At 49.9% G+C, this 20,876-nt stretch carries 21 protein-coding genes; 10 read left to right on the forward strand and 11 right to left on the reverse strand.

Annotated elements, in window-relative coordinates; genetic code table 11:
• Nucleotides 1-81: 81 nt before the first annotated feature.
• From mrdA to HF324_RS03580, 5 genes are read left to right on the forward strand one after another with little or no spacing between them, the layout of a single operon-like run.
• A complete protein-coding gene (mrdA, locus tag HF324_RS03560; protein ID WP_168809587.1) occupies nt 82-2,019 on the forward strand; it encodes a penicillin-binding protein 2 in 1,938 nt (645 codons plus the stop codon).
• 27 nt (nt 2,020-2,046) lie between these two features.
• Nucleotides 2,047-3,333 (forward strand): rod shape-determining protein RodA, encoded by a 1,287-nt coding sequence (rodA, locus tag HF324_RS03565; RefSeq protein ID WP_168809589.1) that lies wholly within the window; start codon nt 2,047-2,049, stop codon nt 3,331-3,333.
• Between the two features lie 41 nt (nt 3,334-3,374).
• Nucleotides 3,375-4,121 (forward strand): MBL fold metallo-hydrolase, encoded by a 747-nt coding sequence (locus HF324_RS03570; RefSeq protein WP_168861912.1) that lies wholly within the window; start codon nt 3,375-3,377, stop codon nt 4,119-4,121.
• A complete protein-coding gene (locus HF324_RS03575; RefSeq protein WP_168809591.1) occupies nt 4,108-5,013 on the forward strand; it encodes an AraC family transcriptional regulator in 906 nt (301 codons plus the stop codon). The genes HF324_RS03570 and HF324_RS03575 overlap by 14 nt, the downstream gene beginning before the upstream one ends.
• 38 nt (nt 5,014-5,051) lie before the next feature.
• Nucleotides 5,052-5,396, forward strand: a complete 345-nt coding sequence (locus HF324_RS03580; protein WP_246269404.1) for a nuclear transport factor 2 family protein — start codon at nt 5,052-5,054, stop codon at nt 5,394-5,396.
• Between the two features lie 117 nt (nt 5,397-5,513).
• On the opposite strand, the gene HF324_RS03585 is transcribed toward HF324_RS03580, so the two are convergent.
• The 8 genes from HF324_RS03585 to HF324_RS03620 form a co-directional block, all read right to left on the reverse strand.
• Entirely contained in the window at nt 5,514-5,885 is a 372-nt protein-coding gene (locus HF324_RS03585) for a hypothetical protein (protein ID WP_168809593.1), read from the reverse strand.
• A gap of 123 nt (nt 5,886-6,008) precedes the next feature.
• On the reverse strand, nt 6,009-6,728 hold the full coding sequence (locus HF324_RS03590; RefSeq protein WP_168861913.1) for a hypothetical protein: 720 nt from the start codon (nt 6,726-6,728) through the stop codon (nt 6,009-6,011).
• A gap of 100 nt (nt 6,729-6,828) precedes the next feature.
• Complete coding sequence (locus HF324_RS03595) at nt 6,829-7,386, reverse strand: RNA polymerase sigma factor (protein ID WP_168809597.1); 558 nt, start codon at nt 7,384-7,386, stop codon at nt 6,829-6,831.
• A gap of 257 nt (nt 7,387-7,643) precedes the next feature.
• Complete coding sequence (locus HF324_RS03600; RefSeq protein ID WP_168809599.1) at nt 7,644-8,606, reverse strand: transketolase family protein; 963 nt, start codon at nt 8,604-8,606, stop codon at nt 7,644-7,646.
• A gap of 51 nt (nt 8,607-8,657) precedes the next feature.
• Nucleotides 8,658-9,686, reverse strand: a complete 1,029-nt coding sequence (gene galE / locus HF324_RS03605; RefSeq protein ID WP_168809601.1) for a UDP-glucose 4-epimerase GalE — start codon at nt 9,684-9,686, stop codon at nt 8,658-8,660.
• 31 nt (nt 9,687-9,717) lie between these two features.
• A complete protein-coding gene (rfbA, locus tag HF324_RS03610) occupies nt 9,718-10,590 on the reverse strand; it encodes a glucose-1-phosphate thymidylyltransferase RfbA (protein WP_168861914.1) in 873 nt (290 codons plus the stop codon).
• A 147-nt stretch (nt 10,591-10,737) separates the two neighbouring features.
• The gene (locus HF324_RS03615; protein ID WP_168809605.1) at nt 10,738-11,739 is read right to left on the reverse strand and encodes an inorganic phosphate transporter; all 1,002 of its coding nucleotides are present in this window, start codon (nt 11,737-11,739) and stop codon (nt 10,738-10,740) included.
• Between the two features lie 41 nt (nt 11,740-11,780).
• Complete coding sequence (locus HF324_RS03620) at nt 11,781-12,431, reverse strand: DUF47 domain-containing protein (RefSeq protein ID WP_168809607.1); 651 nt, start codon at nt 12,429-12,431, stop codon at nt 11,781-11,783.
• 181 nt (nt 12,432-12,612) lie between these two features.
• Here HF324_RS03620 and HF324_RS03625 point away from each other — a divergent pair, with 181 nt between their 5' ends.
• The 5 genes from HF324_RS03625 to HF324_RS03645 all read left to right on the forward strand — a co-directional run bounded on the left by HF324_RS03625 (nt 12,613) and on the right by HF324_RS03645 (nt 18,557).
• On the forward strand, nt 12,613-13,440 hold the full coding sequence (locus HF324_RS03625; protein ID WP_168861915.1) for a UDP-2,3-diacylglucosamine diphosphatase: 828 nt from the start codon (nt 12,613-12,615) through the stop codon (nt 13,438-13,440).
• A 235-nt stretch (nt 13,441-13,675) separates the two neighbouring features.
• Nucleotides 13,676-14,050, forward strand: a complete 375-nt coding sequence (locus HF324_RS03630; protein ID WP_168809611.1) for a hypothetical protein — start codon at nt 13,676-13,678, stop codon at nt 14,048-14,050.
• Between the two features lie 226 nt (nt 14,051-14,276).
• Nucleotides 14,277-15,308, forward strand: coding sequence for a carboxypeptidase-like regulatory domain-containing protein (locus HF324_RS03635; protein ID WP_168861916.1), 1,032 nt, complete (start codon nt 14,277-14,279; stop codon nt 15,306-15,308).
• Entirely contained in the window at nt 15,275-17,092 is a 1,818-nt protein-coding gene (locus tag HF324_RS03640; protein WP_168861917.1) for a TonB-dependent receptor domain-containing protein, read from the forward strand. The genes HF324_RS03635 and HF324_RS03640 overlap by 34 nt, the downstream gene beginning before the upstream one ends.
• Nucleotides 17,093-17,165: 73 nt before the next feature.
• Complete coding sequence (locus HF324_RS03645) at nt 17,166-18,557, forward strand: beta-helix domain-containing protein (RefSeq protein ID WP_168809615.1); 1,392 nt, start codon at nt 17,166-17,168, stop codon at nt 18,555-18,557.
• Between the two features lie 108 nt (nt 18,558-18,665).
• Here HF324_RS03645 and HF324_RS03650 read toward each other — a convergent pair whose 3' ends face one another.
• Genes HF324_RS03650 through HF324_RS03660 form a run of 3 tightly spaced genes read right to left on the reverse strand, consistent with a single transcriptional unit; the run spans nt 18,666 to nt 20,869 of the window.
• Nucleotides 18,666-19,736, reverse strand: a complete 1,071-nt coding sequence (locus HF324_RS03650) for a cytochrome-c peroxidase (protein WP_168861918.1) — start codon at nt 19,734-19,736, stop codon at nt 18,666-18,668.
• 24 nt (nt 19,737-19,760) lie between these two features.
• Nucleotides 19,761-20,042 carry a YHS domain-containing protein gene (locus HF324_RS03655; RefSeq protein ID WP_168809619.1) on the reverse strand — a complete coding sequence of 94 codons (282 nt, stop codon included), beginning with the start codon at nt 20,040-20,042 and terminating at the stop codon, nt 19,761-19,763.
• Nucleotides 20,043-20,059: 17 nt separating this feature from the next.
• A complete protein-coding gene (locus HF324_RS03660) occupies nt 20,060-20,869 on the reverse strand; it encodes an MbnP family protein (protein WP_168861919.1) in 810 nt (269 codons plus the stop codon).
• Nucleotides 20,870-20,876: the final 7 nt, after the last annotated feature.

Genomic DNA, 20,876 nt, shown 5'->3' on the forward strand with positions numbered 1-20,876 from the left:
ATTTATACATCGGAAAAAAAGGATGTTGTCAGCAGTCAATGCCAACAACAAGCATTTTAAAATTTATCCGTCCTCAATAGCATGTCAGTTTTTAATCAGCCCAGAAAAAGAGTTATACAGGCGATTATACTTGGGATGGTGGTGCTGATCATTACCAGGTTGTTTTTCCTGCAGATCGTGGAGAAGAAGTACGCGAAGCTGGCGGATGCCAACGCCGTACTCAGAAAGGTGGTGTACCCCAGCCGTGGTATTATCTATGACCGGAAGAACAAAGCCATCCTCAGTAACGACGTGCTTTACGACCTGGTGGTAACACCTGCCAGCGTGAAAGCTATTGACACGGCCTACCTCTGTAAAATATTAAACATCGATAAGGAAGAGTTCCGGAAACGGATTGTTAACGCCATCGTGAGAAACGGCCGCGTAAGACAATCGGTATTCGCGGCCCTGCTGCCGGCAGAAGTCTTCGGCCAGCTACAGGAAAGTATGTACCTCTTCCAGCCGGGATTTGAACTGGTGCCCCGCCAGATCCGCTCCTATCCTTTTGCGGCTGCAGCCAATATCCTCGGTTATATCGGGGAGATTTCGCCGGAACGCCTCAAAGACTCCGCTTACGCTTCTTACAACTCCGGCGACTATCTCGGTCTGGCCGGCCTGGAAAGAACCTACGAATCGGTGCTCATGGGCACACGCGGTATCCAGTACCTGGTGAAAGACAACCTCAACAGGCCACAGGGCGCCTATGAAAACGGTGAGTTCGACAGCGCCGCCGTTGCCGGCAAGAACCTGCGCCTGTCACTCGATATTGAACTGCAGCAGTTCGGCGAAAAACTCATGAAAGGTAAAATGGGCAGCATCGTGGCAATAGATCCGCAAACAGGCGGTATCCTGGCCATGGTCAGCGCACCCACTTTTGATCCTAACCTGCTCACCGGTTCCTACCGCAGTACCAACTCGGTGCTGCTCAATCGCGATACGACCAAACCAACGTTCAACCGCGCTATCCAGGCTACTTATCCGCCGGGCTCCACCTTTAAGCCGATGATTGCGCTGGTGGGACTGGATGAAGGCGTGATCACGCCCAGCTTCGGTTATCCCTGCGGCGGCGCCTATTATGGTTGTAGCAGGCCCATCAAGTGCGAGCACCACGATGCCGGTCACGCTGCCAACCTGCGGCTGGCGCTCTCCCACTCCTGTAACTCCTACTTCTCGCATGTATACCGCCTCTGTGTGGATGCAAGTAAGTTCGGCGGTATCCGCAACGGCGGCCTCCAGAAATGGTCCGACTATATGAACAGCTTTGGCTTCGGCCACCGCATCGGGGTGGACGTGCCCAGCGAAGCCCGTGGTATCGTGCCTACGCCGGCATTCTACGATAAGATGTATAGAGGCAGCTGGAATTCCTGTACTTCCGTGTTCCTCGGTATCGGCCAGGGTGAGCTGACCCTCACGCCGCTGCAGATGGCTAACGCTATGTGTATCGTGGCCAACCGCGGCTCTTACTATATCCCGCACTTTGTGCAAAGCATCGATGGCGACGATACCCATTTACTCGACAAATACAAGGAAAAACACGTAGTAGCCCATATCTCCGATACAGCCTACAGCGCTGTAATCCATGGTATGACCGACGTGGTGGAAAGCGGTACCGGCCGCGTGGCGCAGATCGAAGGGATCTCCATCGGCGGTAAAACCGGTACGGCGGAAAACTATGGCATCGTAGACGGTAAACGCACCAAACTGAAAAACCACGCCGCCTTCGTGGCGTTTGCCCCGGCGGAAAATGCGCGTATAGCCATCGCCGTTATCGTGGAGAACTCCGGTTTCGGCGCCCGCTACGCAGCGCCTATCGCCAGTCTCATGATGGAGAAATACCTGAAGGACTCCATCTCCACCAAAAGACAGGCCCTGATGAAAACGGTAATGGAAACGGTAACACTGGACCCGGCCATGGTGGCTAAATCCAAGCTGGACTCACTCAACGCCAGCGCCCTTATCAAGAAAAACGGAACTAAATAACTAAAACGAAAACAGGAGAAACCGCTCATGAACCGCTCGCAAGCCAAACTGACACAAGGGATTGACTGGCCAATTGTAGGCCTGTACCTGGCGCTGGTGATCATCGGCATCATGTCCATCTTTGCTGCGGAATACCGGGGCGATGATAATATCTGGCAAAATATTATCCACCTGAATAAAAACTATTCACGCCAGATCATGTGGTTTGGCGTATCACTGGTACTGGCGGCCATTATCTGGCTGACGGACAGTAAGTTCTTTACCGCCACCTCCAACCTGTTGTACGCAGGCGGTTTGCTGCTGCTGCTATTGGTACTGGGGATCGGTAAAGATGTAAAAGGCTCTCACTCATGGCTGGTGATCGGCGGTTTCCAGTTCCAGCCGGCGGAGCTGACCAAGCTCTGTACCAACCTGGCCCTGGCCAAATACCTGTCGTCGCAGGAGACAGACTTCACCAAGCTCCGGTCGCGGCTGATCGCCGCTGCCATCGCCCTGATACCGGCGGCTATCATCATCCTGCAGGATGAAACAGGGCTGGCGCTGGTATATTTCGCCTTTTTCCTCGTGATGTTCCGGGAAGGGTTACCGGGTATCCTGCTGGTGATTGCTTTCTCCGGTATTGTGCTGGTACTCTCGGCCCTGCTGGTAGACAAGTACGTCCTGTTCTCCATCTTCTCTGTGATCACCGCATTGGTCATTTACTTCATGCGACGGGAAATCAAACGGAAGCGGTCGCGCCTGCTCGTGATCCTGGGCGTATACGCCTTCTGTTCCATATTCGTAATGTTCGTAGTGCCTTTTGCCTTCACCAAGGTGCTGAAGGACTACCAGGTGCGTCGTATCGAGGTGATGCTGGGCAAGGAAAACGACCCCAAGGCGACTTACAACACCCGGCAAAGTATGATTGCCATCGGTTCCGGCGGCTTCTGGGGCAAAGGCTACCTGAAGGGCACACAGACCCGTTTTGACTTTGTACCGGAACAGAGTACCGACTTTATCTTCTGCACCATCGGGGAAGACTTCGGCTTCATCGGCAGCGTGATCTTCATCGGGCTGTATGTGGCGTTGCTTTTCCGGATCATCTTCGTGGCGGAGCGACAGCGATCGACCTACTCGCGCGTTTATGCCTATGGCGTGGCCAGTATTATCTTCTTCCACCTCGCCATTAATATCTCCATGACCATCGGCCTGGCGCCGGTAATCGGTATCCCCTTGCCATTGGTGAGTTACGGCGGTTCGTCGCTGATGACTTTCACCATGCTGATATTTATTATGCTGCGGCTGGATGCCGACCGGCAGATGGTGTTGCGGTAACCGGGGCTGCAACCTAATGGTGAATGGGCTATCTTTGCATCATGGCACGAATTATTCCATTATCAGAAGGTTCATTTACGGTAGACGCTACCAAACGGTTTTCTCCTTTCAGACTGGGCACAGATAATCTGCAGGACCGTCCGCACGGTTCCCTGTTGGTAGAGATACAGCCTTTTCTGGTGATCACTGACCGTGACTATATATTGTTTGACGCCGGGCTGGGTTTTCGCAACGAAGACGGCGTATTGCAGATCCATCAGCACCTGATAGACCATGGCATCAATCCCATGGAAATCACCAAGGTGCTCATGAGCCACCTGCATAAAGACCATTCGGGGGGCGTATCCGCGGCAGATCCTATTACCGGGGAACGTACCCTCACCTTTCCCAATGCCACCTATTATGTCAACAATGAAGAGATGCTGTATGCGATGGAGCATGCCGGCAAATCCTATCTGGCAGAAGACATCGTATTGCTGCAACAGCGCGATAATGTGGTGTTTACTACCGGCAACGGCACTATCGACGGCTATATTCATTATGAACTGACAGGCGGCCACTGTCCGTATCACCAGGTATTCCTGGTAGATGACGGGGAGGACAAAGTATTTTTCGGCGGCGATGTGGCGCCACAGATTTCCCAGATGCGGAGCCGCTTTGTAGCCAAATATGACTATGATGGCAAACGCAGTATGGAGCTGCGTCAGGAGTTTATGGAGCGTGGTAAGCAGGAAGGATGGACCTTCCTCTTCTATCACGATACCAAAGAACCTTTTGCCAAATTCTGAGCATCAGCAACAGGAGCACACACCTATGTACACCTTGTATGACCGCTTTACATTAACAGGGCAACACCATATCAGGACATGGGAGCAACAGGGCCATAGCTGGGCAGCTTACAGCAATTACCGGCGGCCGGCCGCTCATGGGCTGTACATACCACACCCGGTGCTCAACCTGGTGGTACGTGGTGAAAAAAGAATATACGACGGCTTGCAGGTGCACCGCCTGCGGGCCGGCGATGTTTTTCTGATACCGTCCGGCAGCGTTATCTGCTCGGAGATACTGCAGCCATCGGAGGACTATGCCAGTATCAATTTTTTCCTGCCGCAGGACCTGCTGGCTATGCATTATGCTTCCGCCGCCACCGGCAGATATATAGCGGGGACTACGCAGACCCTTTCCGCTTCCTCGCAGTGGCAACAGCTGACGCAGGCATTGTTGCGCGATTTCCGGGAAGACGGCGCTATGCCCGCGTATGAAAATATGATGGACCGGGTATTGCATTTGTTGCAGAAAGAAACTGCAGCGGTGAAAGCGGCGTTGGCTGGCAGGCCGTCTGTTTCCATGCAACAGGTGATGGGCCGGTTGCATAAAAACATGCAGGACGTGCGGTTGCTGGAAGAGGTGGCCGTTATGGGAAATATGAGCCCTGCTACCCTGAAGCGGCGTTTCCGCGAGACCTACCAATGCAGCCCTATGCAGTGGATATGGGCCAAGCGGTTGCAGATGTCGGCGTTGTTATTACGTACTTCAGACCTGCCTGTGCCGGAAATTGCTTATAGCACCGGATTTGAGGACCTTTCGCACTTTTACCGGCAGTTCCGCCGGTGTTTCGGTGTAACGCCCGTGCAATGGCGCCGGGCAGAAATTGAGCTTCCCAGCCAATCCCGGCGGTAGTAAAACCCCTACCTTGTTCTTTCAAAAAAGTGATCATAATGGAAAACATGACCTCCTTCGGGCATGCCTGGGTGGCAGCCTGGAACAGCCACAATCTCGATGAAGTGATGTCGCACTACTCACCGGACATTACCTTTTACTCTCCTTTTATTCAGAAAATCAATAACGATCCGGAAGGTTGTATCCGGGGGATTGACAACCTGCGCGCCTATTTCAGCAGGGCGCTGACCGCTTATCCCGACCTGCATTTTGAATTATATCACATACTGGAAGGCGTTAATTCCGTTGTGCTGTATTATAAGAGCGTGAACAATTTACTGAGTACGGAGATGATGGTGCTGAAAGACGGCAAGGTAGTAGAGGTGAGGGCTCACTACAAATAATTACGAATTACGGATTACGAATTACGAATTGAGGGCTCCCTTACAGGGCGGTTATTTAATAACCTTTCCAAAAGGGGGCCCTCAATTCGTAATTCGTAATCCGTAATCCGTAATTATCTAAGGTCTTTTTCTGAAGTTACCGCGTTGATTAATCCTATTGAGACGCTGATTGTTCAGGTGATTGATCATGATGTTCCTGAATTCCCGTTCGCTTTTGAAAACCGCGCCGGCTTTGCGGGCTGGCAGCACGCGTTGGAATTCGTTGGTATACCTGGATTTGATGTCGTACATTCTTTTTTCATAGCCGAGGTCATTGTCCATATTTCTTCTGGCAATATCATCGGGGTCGGACAGTTCTTTGTCCTGCTGCCTTTTGTTATGGCGTTCGGCGATGAGTGTTTCCACTTCTTTTGTATAGTTTTTGTATACCGGCCAGAACTTCTCAGCTTCTTCGGCGGAGAGGTTCAGTTTCTGAGACAGATACTGCATCTGAAGGCTTTTGATTTTTTCGGCCGCTTCATCAGATGTCGGCTTCTGTGCCTGGGTTATGGCACTGGTCAACATAAGCAGGACAATCCCTATGGTTATAAAATTAAAGCGTTTCATGCATCACTACTGGTTAGGTAATACCTCTTTGAAGGACGAAAGTTGCAGGTATTGTTCGATGGCCGCGGGCGGAATCTCTTCGTTCAGTTGTTGTTGCAGGGATTCCGGAGCTGCGTCGTCGGCAAAGCCGGCAAAGATAGCATCGTTGTCAAGAGCATCCGTATGGTTTTGGAGATAGTATTCAATATCCTGGGTGTCTATTCTTTCCAGTTGTTTTTCCACGTTGAAGTTGCTGTCCCGTTGCAGGAAGAGGATGGCCGTGGTGCTGGTAAAGGTGATCAGGCAGGCGGCCACGGCATATTTCAGCCATTTTTTTACCGGGTTCCGGTGTACTGCGCGTAGTGATGGCGTAACGGGAACGGGCGGTATGGTGGCCAGGGCGCCGAAGTATCCTGTGGGCACTGTAAAGGGAACCTGTTTGGGTATCGCCGCCAGCAGCGGGGATATCTCTTTCAGTTCTGCATGGACCGGGTTTTCCCTGGCAGCATGTACCCGTTGGAGGATGGCTTGCGGGAGTTCCTCAAAATAGCCTGTGGGTACTGTAAAAGGACGATGGGACGTGGGTGCGTCTATGTGGCCGGGTTGCAGTAGATGAACCTGTTGCAGCACAGCATCCGGCAACCGGTCAAAATAACCGGCCGGCACCGTATAGGGTGCATCGGCGGGCCAGTTGGCATCCGGCGCCAGTTGTTTTAATTCATTGCTGATATGTTCGTGCTTGTTCATATACAAATTTTAGACAGGTCACTGCTTCAATAGTTTAATGAGATTTTAATCTTTTGCCAAAAAACTTTAAAGACAGCTTAAAACCGGGAATGGCGGGTCGTCAGATATCTGTTCCTCTGATAAATTCCTCGATTTTTTTGACTGCATGGTGGTAGGATGCTTTCAGTGCGCCTTCCGACGTGTCCAGCACCCTGCTCATTTCTTCGTAGGGCATTTCATCGTAATATCTTAGGTTAAACACAATTCTCTGCTTTTCAGGTAGTTGCAATATTGCCTGCTGTAACTTCCACTCCAGTTTGTTGGGATCAAACTGGGTGTCCGCTTTCAGTTTATTATTAAGACCGTCTTCCACTTCGGAGAGGGATACGGCGAATTTACGTTTTTGTTGTTCCAGAAACGTCAGGCATTCGTTGGTGGCTATTTTATACAGCCAGGTAAAAAGCTGGGCGTCTTCCCGGAAATTGTCCAGGTTTTTCCAGACTTTGATGAAAACATTTTGCAGCACATCATTGGCGTCGTCATGAGAGATGACCAGCCGCCTGATGTGCCAGTAAAGTCTTTCCTGGTACTTGCGGATGATCTGGGTGAAACCCTGTTCACGGGTATCCGGCATCCGGTATAGCGCCAGGAGTGTTTTATCGTCCTGTGTAACGGCCATAGGTTAAATGGTTCTTGGACAGGTTTTGTTTTCCTGAATATAAAGAAAAAACTCACTGTCAGGTACTTTAATGATGGTATAAAGTATTGTTGTTTCTATGATATATAGAAAATGAAAAAGTTTAACCGGGGGGCGGGGTATTTCTCTGAGGGTCCGGGGGGTAGCAGCGGAGGGTATTACCTCCGGGGAAGGCGGTTAAAAAAGAAGCCCATGGACGTGGGGTCCATGGGCTGCAGTCAGTTATTTATGTGCGTGCATTATTGTTTTTTGCGCTGCATGGCTTTTTCAGCGGCGGCGACGATATGTTCAGCATCGAGGCCGTATTTTTTCAGCAGTTCCACTGGTTTACCGCTTTCGCCGAAGGTATCGTTGGTGCCGATGTATTCGATGGGCACGGGGATATGGCGGGCGGCTACCTGGGCGATGCTGTCGCCGAGGCCGCCGAGCACGTTGTGTTCTTCAGCAGTTACCGCGCAGCGGGTTTTGCTGAGGGATTTGATGACAGCGGCTTCGTCCAGCGGTTTGATGGTGTGGATGTTGATGATTTCCACGCTGTAGCCTTTTTCTTCCAGTATTTTACCGGCTTCAACGGCGATCCATACGAGGTGGCCGCAGGCGAAGAGGGTAACATCAGTCCCTTCATGCAGTACCTGGGCTTTACCGATCTGGAAGTCCTGGTTTTCCGGTGTGAAGTTGGGCCATTTTGGACGACCGAAGCGGAGATATACCGGTCCTTCGTGATCAGCGATCGCGATGGTAGCGGCTTTAGTCTGGTTGAAATCGCAGGGCACGATCACGGTCATGCCGGGCAGCATTTTCATCAGGCCGATATCTTCGAGTATCTGGTGGGTAGCGCCGTCTTCACCCAGGGTGAGGCCTGCGTGGGAGGCGCATATTTTCACGTTTTTATTGGAATAGGCCACAGACTGGCGGATCTGGTCATACACCCTGCCGGTGGAGAAGTTGGCGAAAGTGGTGGTGTATGGTATTTTGCCACCGATGGTCATGCCTGCGGCGATGCCGATCATATTAGCTTCCGCGATGCCTACCTGTACGAAGCGGTCGGGAAATTCTTTTACAAAAGCGTTCAGCTTCATGGAACCGAGCAGGTCGGCGGTCAGAGCTACTACATTGGGGTTTTTGCGGCCCACTTCCAGTATGCCCTCACCGAATCCGGCGCGGGTTTCTTTTTCGTTCAGCGGTTGAATATCTTTTACCATTGCGGTCTGTTTAAAATTGAGGCGTAAAAGTAAACATTTAATGTCAGGAAGTTAATTGCTCAGCACTTTATTGCGGAGGCTTACTTCCCACTGCCATGCGGTGCGCATACAGTCTTCTATACCGATTTCCGGTGTCCAGCCGAGTTTTTCCTTGGCGCGGGAGTTATTGGCATAGATGGCGATCACGTCGCCCGGGCGGCGTGGGCCTGTGGTGTAGTTGAGTTTTACACCGGATATTTTTTCGAAAGCTTTGATGGCTTCCAGTACGGTTACGCCGTTACCGGTGCCGAGGTTAAAGATTTCGCAGTTGGAGGCGTTTTTGTGTTCAATGAGATATTGCAGGGCCCGGGTATGTGCGTTGGCGATATCCGTTACGTGGATATAGTCGCGTACGCAGGAGCCGTCGCGGGTGTCGTAGTCAGTACCGTACACCACCATTTTCGGGATTTTGCCGATGGCGGTCTGCGTGATCACTGGTACCAGGTTGTCTGGCTTGCCGAGGGGGAGTTCGCCGATGAGGCCGGACGGGTGGGCGCCAACGGGGTTGAAATAACGCAGCAATATAGACTGGGTATCGTTTACCCGGCTGTAATCCTCGATCATCTGCTCTCCCATCTGTTTGGTGCGGGCATAAGGGGATTGAGCTTCGCCCAGCGGCGTTTCTTCCACTACCGGCAGTGCGTTGGTATTGCCATATACAGAGCAGGAGGAGGAGAACACGAAATGGGGGACATTAAATTCCTTGATGCATTTCAGCACGTTGATGAGGGAGGTGAGGTTGTTATGAAAGTATAACAGGGGATCTGCTACAGATTCAGGGACAGTTTTGAGGGCGGCGAAGTGAATAACGCCTACAATGTCTCTGTTTTCATGGAATACCGCGTGGGTATCTTCCAGGTTGCAGAGGTCCACTTTGTAGTTACGCACTTTTTTACCGGTAATTTTTTCCACGCCATCCAACAACTGTGTGGAGCTTCTGATGTTGCTGTCAACAGAAACCACGTCGAAGCCATGATTGATTAAATCTACTATAGTATGGGAGCCAATGTAGCCACAACCACCCGTAACAAGAACCTTCATGATAATATCAGATTTACGTTTTAATGAGATGTCAGATCATTTTTTGCTCCAGTACTCTTTCGATATACTGGCCATAGCCGCTTTTCAGCAATGGTTTGGCCAGTTCCTTCAGCTGGCCGGCGGAGATAAAGCCTTTACGGTAGGCGATTTCCTCGATACAGGCTATTTTGATGCCCTGTCGTTGTTCGATGACCTGAACGAACTGGGAGGCCTGCATCAGGGAATCGAAGGTGCCGGTATCCAGCCAGGCTGTTCCGCGGGGTAAGATAGAAACTTTTAACTTGCCGCGCTTCAAATATTCTTTATTCACATCTGTGATTTCGTATTCGCCGCGCGCGCTGGGCTGCAGGTTTTTGGCGATTTCCACGACTTCATTGTCGTAGAAATAGAGGCCGGGCACAGCGAAGTTGGATTTGGGCTTCGCGGGTTTTTCCTCGATGGACAATACGCGCATGTCTTCGGAGAACTCCACCACGCCGTATCTTTCAGGGTCGGACACCTGGTAGGCATATACGATGCCGCCGTTAGGCTCTGTATTGTCAGCCAGCTGTGAGCCCAGGCCGGCGCCATAGAAGATGTTGTCGCCCAGCACCAGTGCCACGCTGTCTTTACCGATAAATTGTTCTCCGATAACGAAAGCCTGTGCCAGTCCATTGGGCAGTGGCTGTTCCGCGTAGGACAGGTTAAGACCCAGCTGGCTGCCATCGCCGAAAAGACGCTGAAACGAAGGGAGGTCATGCGGCGTGGAGATGATCAGGATATCTTTTATGCCGGCCAGCATAAGTGTAGACAGCGGGTAGTAGATCATGGGTTTATCATAAACCGGCATTATCTGTTTGCTGATAGCGTAAGTGATGGGGTGTAGTCGGGTACCGGAGCCGCCGGCCAGGATAATTCCTTTCATGCGTAGATCAGTTTTGATTGGATGTTATAGGCTTCTTAGAAAACCGCACAAAAATAGTCGCTCTAATCCACATGACGGCATTTTTATACAAAAAAAAGCTCTCCGTTTACAGCGGAGAGCTTTTTAATATTATTATATAACATTATGTTAGATAAAGATGCTGGCGATGAGATAGGTGACTGCTGCCAGCAGGCCACTGATAGGGATGGTAAGCACCCAGGCCCAGAGGAGGCTTACGGTAACGCCCCAACGAACGGCTGACAGCCTTTTGGTAGCGCCCACACCCATGATAGCACCGGTAATAACGTGGGTGGTACTGGCCGGGATACCGAGGTGTTCTGTCAGGAACAGGGTAACGGCGCCGGACGTTTCAGCAGCCACGCCTTCGAGCGGGGTTACCTTGGTAATACGGGTACCCATGGTTTTCACGATTTTCCAGCCGCCGCTCATGGTACCGAGGGCGATACAGGTGAAGCAGGCCAGCGGGATCCAGTCGGGCATTGCCTTGATATTGGGAATATAGCCGGCAGCCACCATGGCTGCAGCGATGATACCCATTACTTTCTGGGCATCGTTACTGCCGTGGCCGAGGCTCAGGGCAGCGGAAGAAGCCAGCTGGAGGCGTTTGAACCAGTTTTCCGCCCGGAAGGGATTGGCCTTGCGGCAGATATTCACAATAATGATGGTAATGATAAAGGCCACCACCATACCGATGAGGGGCGCCAGTACAATGAAGTACACGATCGGCAGCACCTTGTGGTAGTTGATCACATCGAGGGTGCCAGCGCTGGTAACAGCGGCGCCAATGAAGCCACCAATGAGGGTGTGGGAGGAGCTGGAAGGAATACCCAGCCACCAGGTGAACAGGTTCCAGGTGATAGCGGCCACCAGTCCGGAGAAGATCACCTTCAGGGTGATGAATTGTTCAAATACGGAGCTGGCCACAGAGTTGGCCACTTTAAACTCGCCAATAACGTACTTGGCAATAAAAAAAGCCGCAAAGTTAAAAACTGCGGCCCAAAGCACTGCCTGAAAAGGCGTCAGCACCTTGGTCGACACGATAGTGGCTATAGAGTTGGCTGCATCATGGAAACCATTGATATAGTCAAATACAAATGCCAGTATTACAATTATTACTAATAAAGTCATGGTAACACGAGGATTATGCGGTCAGGGCGAAATACCCTTTATCAGGAATATTTGATTATAATGGTTTCAATAACGTTGGCGCAGTCTTCGCATTTGTCGGTAGCGATTTCCAGCGCCTGGTATATTTCACGCATTTTAATCAGCTCTGCGGCATTTTGTTCGGTATCAAACAGATCGGCAATAGCGCGGTCATAGATATCGTCGGCATGATTCTCGAGACTGTTGATTTTTACGCAGGCATCGGTGATAACGCGCATATTCTGCATGTTGCGCAGCTCGGGGATGGCTTTGTGCAGTTCCAGCACGCCGAGGTGGATCAGCTCAGCGAGCTTGCGGATGCTCTCGTTCAGTGTGCTCACCTTGTACAGGTCGATCCTTTTGGCGGAACCGTGTATGTAATCGGCGACGTCGTCCAGTGTGGCAGCCAGGTAGTGGATATCTTCCCGGTCAAAGGGAGTGATGAAGTTCTGGCCCAGCTCTACAAATATGCGGTGGGTATAATCGTCGTTTTTATGCTCCAGCCTCTCAATCAGGTGCACTTTGTCCTTACGTACGGCCGGATCATTGGTCGCTACCAGTTCGTTGAGTACCTGGGCCATTTCCACGAGGTTGGAAGCCACGTCTTCAAATAAAGAATAGAATACCCGGTCTTTCGGCATGAATAGTTTAACAAAGGAATTGAAGCCTCCCATACGTTTGAGTTTAAAAATTTGCCGCAAAAATAGCTTTCAGAATCAATCGGAGCCAGAAAAAAACGTGAATTAATAATTCCTTAACACTGGATTAATATAAAAGTAATATAGCAATTTTTCCTTTGTATAAGAAATTATAATCATAAACAGGTACCTGCAACCCTGTTACATTTTCACATAGATGTCTGACAAACGCGCATTAGATATAGTCGTTATCTCCGACGTCCACCTCGGGATATACGGCTGCCACGCTAAAGAGCTGATCCAGTACCTGGACAGCATAGATCCCCGCATCATGGTCCTCAACGGAGACATCATCGATATTTGGCAGTTCAGCAAACGTTACTTCCCCAAAGCCCACACCAAGGTAATCCGCAAGATCCTGAAGATGATCGGCAAAGGAACAGAAGTGTACTACCTGACCGGTAATCATGACGAAGCCCTCCGTAAGTACGCCGGCTTTGAACTGAGCAACTTCACCATTGATAACAAGCTGATACTGGACGTAGACGGCAAAAGACACTGGTTCTTCCATGGCGACGTGTACGACGTGACCATGAAAAACTCCAAATGGCTGGCTAAACTCGGCGGTAAAGGTTATGATCTGCTGATTATCATCAACCGCCTGGTCAACAACGTACTGGAAAGCATGGGCCGCGAAAAGATGTCTTTCTCCAAAAAAGTCAAACAAGGGGTGAAGTCCGCCGTGAAATTCATTTCCGATTTTGAACAGACGGTAGCGGAAATAGCAGTAGATAAAGGATTTGACGTTGTCTGCTGCGGCCATATCCACCAGCCGCTGATCAAGGAGATGCCCGTAGGCGATAAAACCGTGACCTACCTGAACTCCGGCGACTGGGTGGAGAGCCTCACCGCCCTCGAATACGTCCATCAGCAATGGACCCTGTACCAGCACCCTGTTACCAAAGCCAAAACCGTTCTCCCCGAAGATGAAGATGACGCCTCCCCCGACTGGGACCCGAAAACATTTTCTGATTTAGCTATTTAGTTATTTTAATATTTTAGTATTTGATTATTTTGTTATTTGATTCCTTTTAATTTTTAAATTATCAAATAATAAAATAATTATATATTTATTGGGATTTTCACATAATTATAACAAGTGCTTAATATTAAATTAAAAGTAGACTTCTAAGTTTGCTTATAAACTATTCAGAAAACCTATTTGGAAGCGCAGTAAATGAAGATTGAACGCAATGAAAGTACTTAAACTACACCCATTAATGACAATATCCCTCTTACAGATGCAAATTCAGCGTTTGTTATCCTGTAATGTAGCGGTATATGTACGTCACTCCCTGGCCAATGCCTTTGATACCCTGAGAGAAGCCGGTTTTGAAGACGATACCCTCGTGGAATACCCTATCGATGAAACGCTCAGCCTGCGTGAATTTGAAGAAGACCTGGAAGAAAGGTTCAACTTCAGCCTCGAACTGTGCAATAAAGACAACAAGCCCTTCACCAACAAAAGTCAGCACCTTTTCCAGATATCCTCCGCTATACAGGATAAAAGAGAAGAACGCAACTACCAGCTGGATATTTCACTGGATATGTTGATGAATAACAACAGACCCACGCCACCTTCTTATCTGATGTAGCACCTGTTTGCTGTTCCGGCCTTTCCATATCCCTTGTTGACGATGACCTGTCCTCTTCCTTTTTCGTATATGCGTTCCTGTTAACAATACCATAAACATTTCTTAACAATTAACATTCTGGTAACGTCAGCTTAATACTGCGTTAATGCCTCGCCGATAATTTTGCCACCGATATTAAAACGGGATTAGAACAAGATTAAAACCGTACAAAACAAAACCAAATATCGTGAAGGGCTTCTTATCTGTACCTCTGTTATTGCTGACTTTATTTCAATTTATTTTTACGGGAACAGCACTGGCGGGTGATCCCGCAAAGCTGACCGGGAAAGTGACCGACAAAAAAACCGGTGAAGCACTCATTGGCGTTACCATCGTGGTGCAAGGTACCGGCAAAGGCGCTGTCACCGACGTGGAAGGGCGCTACGCCTTTAACATGGAGCCGGGCACCTATACGCTCGACTTCAAATACATGGGATATCAAACCAAATCGATCTCCGATGTAATAGTGAAAGCCGGTCAGCCTACCTCCCTTGACATCATCATGGATGAACCCAAATCCAAAGAGTTACAGGAAGTGGTGATCAGGGGTTCCTTTAAACAGGAAACGATCAACGCGCTTTATGCCGCACAGAAAAACAATGCGGTCGTATCCGACGGTATCTCTGCCGATCTCATCAAAAAATCTCCCGACAAAAACACCGGCGAAGTATTGAAACGCGTGAGCGGTACCAGTATACAGGACAATAAGTTCGTAGTGGTACGCGGACTGAGCGAGCGATATAACACCACGCTCATGAACAATGCCCAGATGCCCAGCACCGAGCCGGACAAAAAAGCATTCTCCTTCGACATTATCCCCTCCGGACTGATCGACAACATCACCATCTATAAAACCGCTTCTCCCGATCTGCCGGGCGATTTCGCCGGCGGCGCGGTGAAAGTAAGCACCAAAGACTTTCCGGACCAACGTTTCCTGGACCTGTCGCTCAGCACCGGCTACAATACCCAAACAACTTTCAAGGATTTTTATACAGCGCCTCCTAAAGGAAAATATGATTTCCTGGGTTTCGACGACGGTTCCCGCGCATTGCCCAACGCGTATAAAAACGCGGCCAAAGGCAACTACACCCTGCTGGACGATGCAGAGAAAATCGCTATCGCCAAACAGTTCCCCAATACCTACAGCAGCGGTAAACGCAACGGCAAAAGCCGCCCCCGATCGGCGTGCAGCTCTCTATGGGCAACGCCTGGCAGGTGAAAGAGAAGAACCGCTTCGGCTACATTTTCGCTGTCAACTACGGCAACAGCAATAAAAGAAATATACGCGAACGCAGCGAAAAAAACGTCAGCGAGCACCTGTTCGATTTTAATGACGATGTATACACGCAATCCAGCAACCTGGGCGCCGTACTGAATTTTGCGTACAACTTCAGAAAAAGCAAGATCGCGTTGAAGAACTTCTATAACAATGACTTCAATACGGTGTTTACCCGCAGGACAGGATTGGTGTTTGATAACAATGCCGGTCAGCCGCGATTGAGCTATAACAACGAAACCACGCAGAACAGCCTGTACAACTCCACCCTCGAAGGACAACACGTGATTGGCAACGATAAACTGACGATGGACTGGAACCTCTCCTATGCGCGTTCTTCCCGTAATCAGCCCGACCAGCGTATCCTCTCTTTCCAGAAATACGATGGCAACGATTATTATTCACTCACCCTTTCCGGAGAGAACAACCCTGCCATCAGGGATGCAGGCCGCGTTTATACCAAACTGACTGAAAACATCCTCGGCGCCAACCTGAACTTTTCCGTGCCGTTTAAATTATTTGGAGAGAGCCAGAAGTTCAAATTCGGCGGCATGAAATCTTACCGCAACCGGGATTTCTCCGCCGTTGCGCTCGGATATGCCACCGCTGCTTCAAGAGCGGAGATTCCCCTGGACAAAGGCGTTACGGTAGAGAATATCTTCAGCAACGAAAACATCGATAAATACAGCATCCTGCTGGCAAAGATCGACGCCAACAATAAAGACTACAAAGGTACTGCCGACCTGACCGCAGGCTACCTGATGTTTGATAACAAGTTTACCGACGCATTGCGGCTGGTGTGGGGCGCCCGCGTAGAATCCTATGTACAGGAACTGAAAACTGCCGGTCAGGCTACGCAGCGTTACGATAACGTGGACGTACTGCCTTCCGCCAACCTCACCTACGGTGTCACCGAAAAAAGCAACCTGCGCCTGTCTTTCTCTCAAACCGTTAACAGGCCGGAGTTCAGAGAGCTGGCTAACTTCAGGTATTATGATTATGATAATGAATTCCTGATACAGGGCAACGAATACCTGAAACGCAGCACTGCCACTAACGCAGACTTACGCTGGGAAATGTTCCCTGGCGCCGGTGAGGTGATCTCTGCTTCCGTGTTCTATAAAAAATTCAGGAACCCGATCGAGCAGACGAACGACGGTAACAACATTCTTTCCTACAACAACGCCAATAGCGCCACTGACTATGGAGCGGAGATCGAACTGAGAAAAAGACTGAATTTCATCTCCGGTGCGAAGGTATTTGATAACCTGGTGTTTTATGCCAACGCTGCCTATATCTATTCTAAAGTAGATCTGCCAGGCGCTGTTGATCCTGACAAGAAAACACCGCTGCAGGGACAGTCTCCTTACCTGATCAACGGCGGTATCTCCTACGCTCCGGCCGATAACAATTTCTCGCTCAACCTGCTGTACAACAGGATCGGACAGCGGTTACGCTTCAGAGGCACCAATGCAGGGCTCGACACGTATGAAAAGCCAAGAGATATCGTGGACCTGCAGATCAGTAAAAAAGTGTTCAAAAACGCAGGGGAGCTAAAGCTGAATATCTCAGACATTTTTGCCCAGCCTATTGCACTGTATTATAAGTTTCCCGGAAACAACAAAACAGCATACGTAGCCGGTAAGGATTACATCATCAGCTCACTGAAGCCAGGCACCACTTTCACCATTACGTTCAAGTATAATTTTCTGTCCAAAGTAAAGTAACAATTAAATAACGCGGGTTTCATATTCCCGTAAAGGTGACTTTTGATATTTGTAAATCAAATAATTAAGCAGTATGAACAAAAATTATGTATTGGCTTTAATGGCTGCTGCCACTACTTTTGCAGCCTGCAGTAAAAATGATGACAACAATACAACTCCGCCTCCATCCGGCAACAGCGACACTGTAATGGTGAGAGGTAAAATCACTGCCAACCAAACATGGTCTAAAAACAAGACTTATGTACTGCGTGGTTATGTATATGTAGATAATGCCACCCTGAACATCGAAGCTGGTACAAAAATCATCAGCATGCGTGATTCCGCCGGTGTGTTGCTGGTATATAAAGGTGCACAGATCCAGGCTAACGGTACCGCTGAAAATCCGATCGTATTTACTTCCGGTCATGCTGAGAAAAAGCCGGGCGACCTGGGTGGTGTGATCCTGGTAGGTAAAGCTATCGGCAACGGCAACCACGCCAAGCTGGAAGGTAATATCGATGCTGCCTATTCTGCATTCGGCGGTAACCAGGACGATGACAACTCCGGCAGCATGCAGTATGTAAGAATTGAATACGCTGGTAAAGCGGTAGCAGCCAATGATGAAATCAACGGTCTGTCACTGTACTGCGTTGGTAACAAAACAACCCTGAACCACATTCAGATCGTGAACGGCCTGGACGATGCCTTTGAATTTTTCGGTGGCAGCGTAAACGCCAAATACCTGATTGCCTACAACTGCGCTGACGACGATTTTGACATGGATGATGCTTATCACGGTATGATCCAGTTTGCCGTGTCTGTGAAACAACCTTCTTTCACTGACAAAAAATCTGACGGTGACGTGTCCAACAACTTTGAAGTGGACAATACCAACCCGAAGAACCTGCCTATCACTACTACGCCTACCACCTTCCCGATCCTGTCCAACTTCACCGCTATCGGTCCTAACAATGCTGCGGGTACCAGCGCTGACTACGGTTATGGCATGCGTTGGAGAAGAGGTACCAAGTTCATCCTGGGTAACTCAATCGTTATGGGTGCAAAAAAAGCGGCTTTACGTATAGACGATAACGTAACCCTGGGCTTTTATGCTGACGCTACCAGCGGTCTGAAAACCAGCCTGCTGCACGGTACTACCGACCTGTTTGCCACTGCTGACGGTTCCGGTACTGTGGTACTGGACGCTGCAGGTCTGCAGAACCTGGTGACCGGCCGTGACGCTACCAAAGTTTTTGCTGCTGCTAACGCCGGCGATATCAAACTGAAAGATCCTTTCAATAACAAAACTCCTGATCTGGCGCCTCAGACCGGTTCTCCGGCGATCGCTAATGATCCTGCCAAATTCGACGGCAAACTGGCGGACGCTTTCTTCGAGAAAGTGAAATTCCTCGGTGCTGTTGATCCGGCTAACGACTGGACCAAAGCCAAATGGGTTGCCTGGGACAGAATCGTAGTAACACAGTAGTATTTTTTTTAGATTTCATAAGCTGTATTTACACCGTCCTGGTTTATACCGGGACGGTTTTTTATATAAAAAAAAGCGGGCATATCAATCGATATGCCCGCTTTTGTATCAATCCCCCTGCACAAATCCCGGCGGCGGCGCAAACCGTTCGTCGGTGATAAATCCTTTGTCACTGAGGGTTTTCAGAAATGCTATTAATGCCTTTTTATCATTATCGCCCAGTGAGAAGCCGTTTTTAAAGAGCGGGTCCAGTGTAGCGGTAGCGTAAAAGCCGTTGTCGTAGTGGTTCATGACGCTTTCCAGGCTGCCAAAGCGGCCGTCGTGCATATATGGCGCTGTAAGCGCCACATTGCGCAGCGAGGGGACTTTGAATTTGTACAGGTCTTCGTCGAGCAGTGTTATTTTGTAGCGTCCGGAGTCGGTGCCGAATGGCCGCGGCGCCACGCCGTTATTGCGGAAGCTGTTGTCGGTGAATAACGGTGGTTGATGACAACTGGCGCAGCGCTGTTCAAACAGGGCAAGTCCTTTCTTTTCTTCTTCGCTGAAGGTCTCTTTACCGGCCATGAATCGGTCGTACCGCGAATCTGCACTCACCAGCATGACCATAAACTGCGATAATGCTTTGAGCATACGGGTGCTGTTGACACCGGGCGATCCGAAGGCTTTCTCAAACAGTTGCTGGTAGCGTGTGTTCCGCTGCAGTTTCCCGATCACATTGTTCATTTTGTCGTCCATTTCCACCGGGTTCTCGATGGGGGCGATGGGTTGCAGATCGAGGTCGTGCACGCCGCCGTCCCAGAAGAAGGTGGTAGACCAGGCCATATTCTGTATGGGAGGCGAGTTGCGGGTGCCCAGGCGGTCGTCTATACCGTGACTGACATCGTGGCCATGATGCGTGAAGGCGTTGGCCTGTATGTGACAGCTGGCGCAGCTGATAGTACCGTCGCGGCTCAGGAGGCCGTCGTAGAAGAGGACTTTGCCGAGCGCAAATCCATCCGTGGTGACGGGATTATCCGCCAGGCGGTAGGCTGGTTCCGGGAATCCGGCCGGCTTCACAAAGGAGATGTTTTTAGCCGGTTCCGGTTTTGTTTCCGTGTTGTTTTTACTACAGGCGGTGAGGATGAGAAGGAAGAGTAAAGGCAATACAATGCCGATACCCCACCTGTAACGATGGCGCATAAACGAATAATTAATAAGGAATGCTTACTTTTTCAGCTTGGCCATGTATTTGTCCGGCGCTTTGAGGAAGACTTCCTTACAGGTGATGGAACAAAAGTGAATGGTGTCTTTCTGGTAAACAGTCCATTCCTTGTAGGCCGTGTCGTAAGGCATTTCGCATACAGGGTCGGGCAGTTTATCGCTGACTACGGCAGCTGTTGCAGCGGGTGCTTCGGGCATGGGTGCATCTTTTGTTTCAGCTGGTTTGCTGTTCTGATTGCAGGCGAGAGCCAGGAGTACGCTACAGGTTAAAATCAGTTGTTTCATGATAGAATTAATTAATATTATTCGTTATGCACGTGATCAATGTTAAACATTTGTGTGTAATTATCCGCGATTTTTGCTGAAAATGGCGTCACCATTACATTTGGATTAGCGGCGATGCTCACATTGGTGGTGCCGTTCAGCATTTTAAGCGCATCGGCGAAGAAATGGATCTGGGCTTTGCGGTCGCGGCGCACGATGGCTTTTCCATTGTTGGGAATGGTGAGCGTTACCTCACGGGTATTGTTGAGCGTACGCGGGCCGTTGTTGAAGCCGCCGCCATAAAGACCGATATGATAGCGGAACAGTTTCTGCGCATCGGTAGAAGCCGGTGAGCTGCCTTCCAGTTTAGCGAAGATGTAGCCGCTGTTCCATGACCAGTACATGTCTGCCGCACCTTCCGCGGGGTCCAGTACACCGGGGCGTTTGCTGATGTCCATGGTGTTTCGGGTACTGTCTACCCCGATCATAAACCTCACCTGCGCATAGTCGCCCGCGGGCACGTTGTACAGCGTGTGAAAGGCGGAGGCTTTATTGTCTTCGCTGATCAGCAGATAGCTGCTGTCCTGCGGTACCGTATAGGCCTCGCCGGTGGCGGTGATCAGCCGGACATTGCTGACGTAGTAGGCGAACTTGCTGATGGTCAGTTGTTCACCGGCAGCGTTGCGGTACTGCTGGTTATTCAGGATCAGGTCATCTGTTCCTGCCCGGTTGTCGAATTCCAGGACCACAACGCCTTTTTCGTTGGGATCATTAACGGGCGTGGTGCTGTCTTTGGAACAGGAAGCCAGTACAGCGAGAAGGCTAAAGAGTAGAATATTTTGCTTCATAATAAGT

This window comes from Chitinophaga oryzae (assembly GCF_012516375.2).
Lineage (GTDB): Bacteria > Bacteroidota > Bacteroidia > Chitinophagales > Chitinophagaceae > Chitinophaga > Chitinophaga oryzae.

Excerpts from the sequence above, each read along its gene's own strand:
- mrdA (WP_168809587.1), top strand. The coding sequence starts at position 82 with ATGTCAGTTTTTAATCAGCCCAGAAAAAGAGTTATACAGGCGATTATA.
- rodA (WP_168809589.1), top strand. The coding sequence starts at position 2,047 with ATGAACCGCTCGCAAGCCAAACTGACACAAGGGATTGACTGGCCAATT.
- HF324_RS03570 (WP_168861912.1), top strand. The coding sequence starts at position 3,375 with ATGGCACGAATTATTCCATTATCAGAAGGTTCATTTACGGTAGACGCT.
- HF324_RS03580 (WP_246269404.1), top strand. The coding sequence starts at position 5,052 with ATGGAAAACATGACCTCCTTCGGGCATGCCTGGGTGGCAGCCTGGAAC.
- HF324_RS03585 (WP_168809593.1), bottom strand. The coding sequence starts at position 5,885 with ATGCAGTATCTGTCTCAGAAACTGAACCTCTCCGCCGAAGAAGCTGAG.
- HF324_RS03590 (WP_168861913.1), bottom strand. The coding sequence starts at position 6,728 with ATGAACAAGCACGAACATATCAGCAATGAATTAAAACAACTGGCGCCG.
- HF324_RS03595 (WP_168809597.1), bottom strand. The coding sequence starts at position 7,386 with ATGGCCGTTACACAGGACGATAAAACACTCCTGGCGCTATACCGGATG.
- HF324_RS03600 (WP_168809599.1), bottom strand. The coding sequence starts at position 8,606 with ATGGTAAAAGATATTCAACCGCTGAACGAAAAAGAAACCCGCGCCGGA.
- galE (WP_168809601.1), bottom strand. The coding sequence starts at position 9,686 with ATGAAGGTTCTTGTTACGGGTGGTTGTGGCTACATTGGCTCCCATACT.
- rfbA (WP_168861914.1), bottom strand. The coding sequence starts at position 10,590 with ATGAAAGGAATTATCCTGGCCGGCGGCTCCGGTACCCGACTACACCCC.
- HF324_RS03615 (WP_168809605.1), bottom strand. The coding sequence starts at position 11,739 with ATGACTTTATTAGTAATAATTGTAATACTGGCATTTGTATTTGACTAT.
- HF324_RS03620 (WP_168809607.1), bottom strand. The coding sequence starts at position 12,431 with ATGGGAGGCTTCAATTCCTTTGTTAAACTATTCATGCCGAAAGACCGG.
- HF324_RS03625 (WP_168861915.1), top strand. The coding sequence starts at position 12,613 with ATGTCTGACAAACGCGCATTAGATATAGTCGTTATCTCCGACGTCCAC.
- HF324_RS03630 (WP_168809611.1), top strand. The coding sequence starts at position 13,676 with ATGACAATATCCCTCTTACAGATGCAAATTCAGCGTTTGTTATCCTGT.
- HF324_RS03645 (WP_168809615.1), top strand. The coding sequence starts at position 17,166 with ATGAACAAAAATTATGTATTGGCTTTAATGGCTGCTGCCACTACTTTT.
- HF324_RS03650 (WP_168861918.1), bottom strand. The coding sequence starts at position 19,736 with ATGCGCCATCGTTACAGGTGGGGTATCGGCATTGTATTGCCTTTACTC.
- HF324_RS03655 (WP_168809619.1), bottom strand. The coding sequence starts at position 20,042 with ATGAAACAACTGATTTTAACCTGTAGCGTACTCCTGGCTCTCGCCTGC.
- HF324_RS03660 (WP_168861919.1), bottom strand. The coding sequence starts at position 20,869 with ATGAAGCAAAATATTCTACTCTTTAGCCTTCTCGCTGTACTGGCTTCC.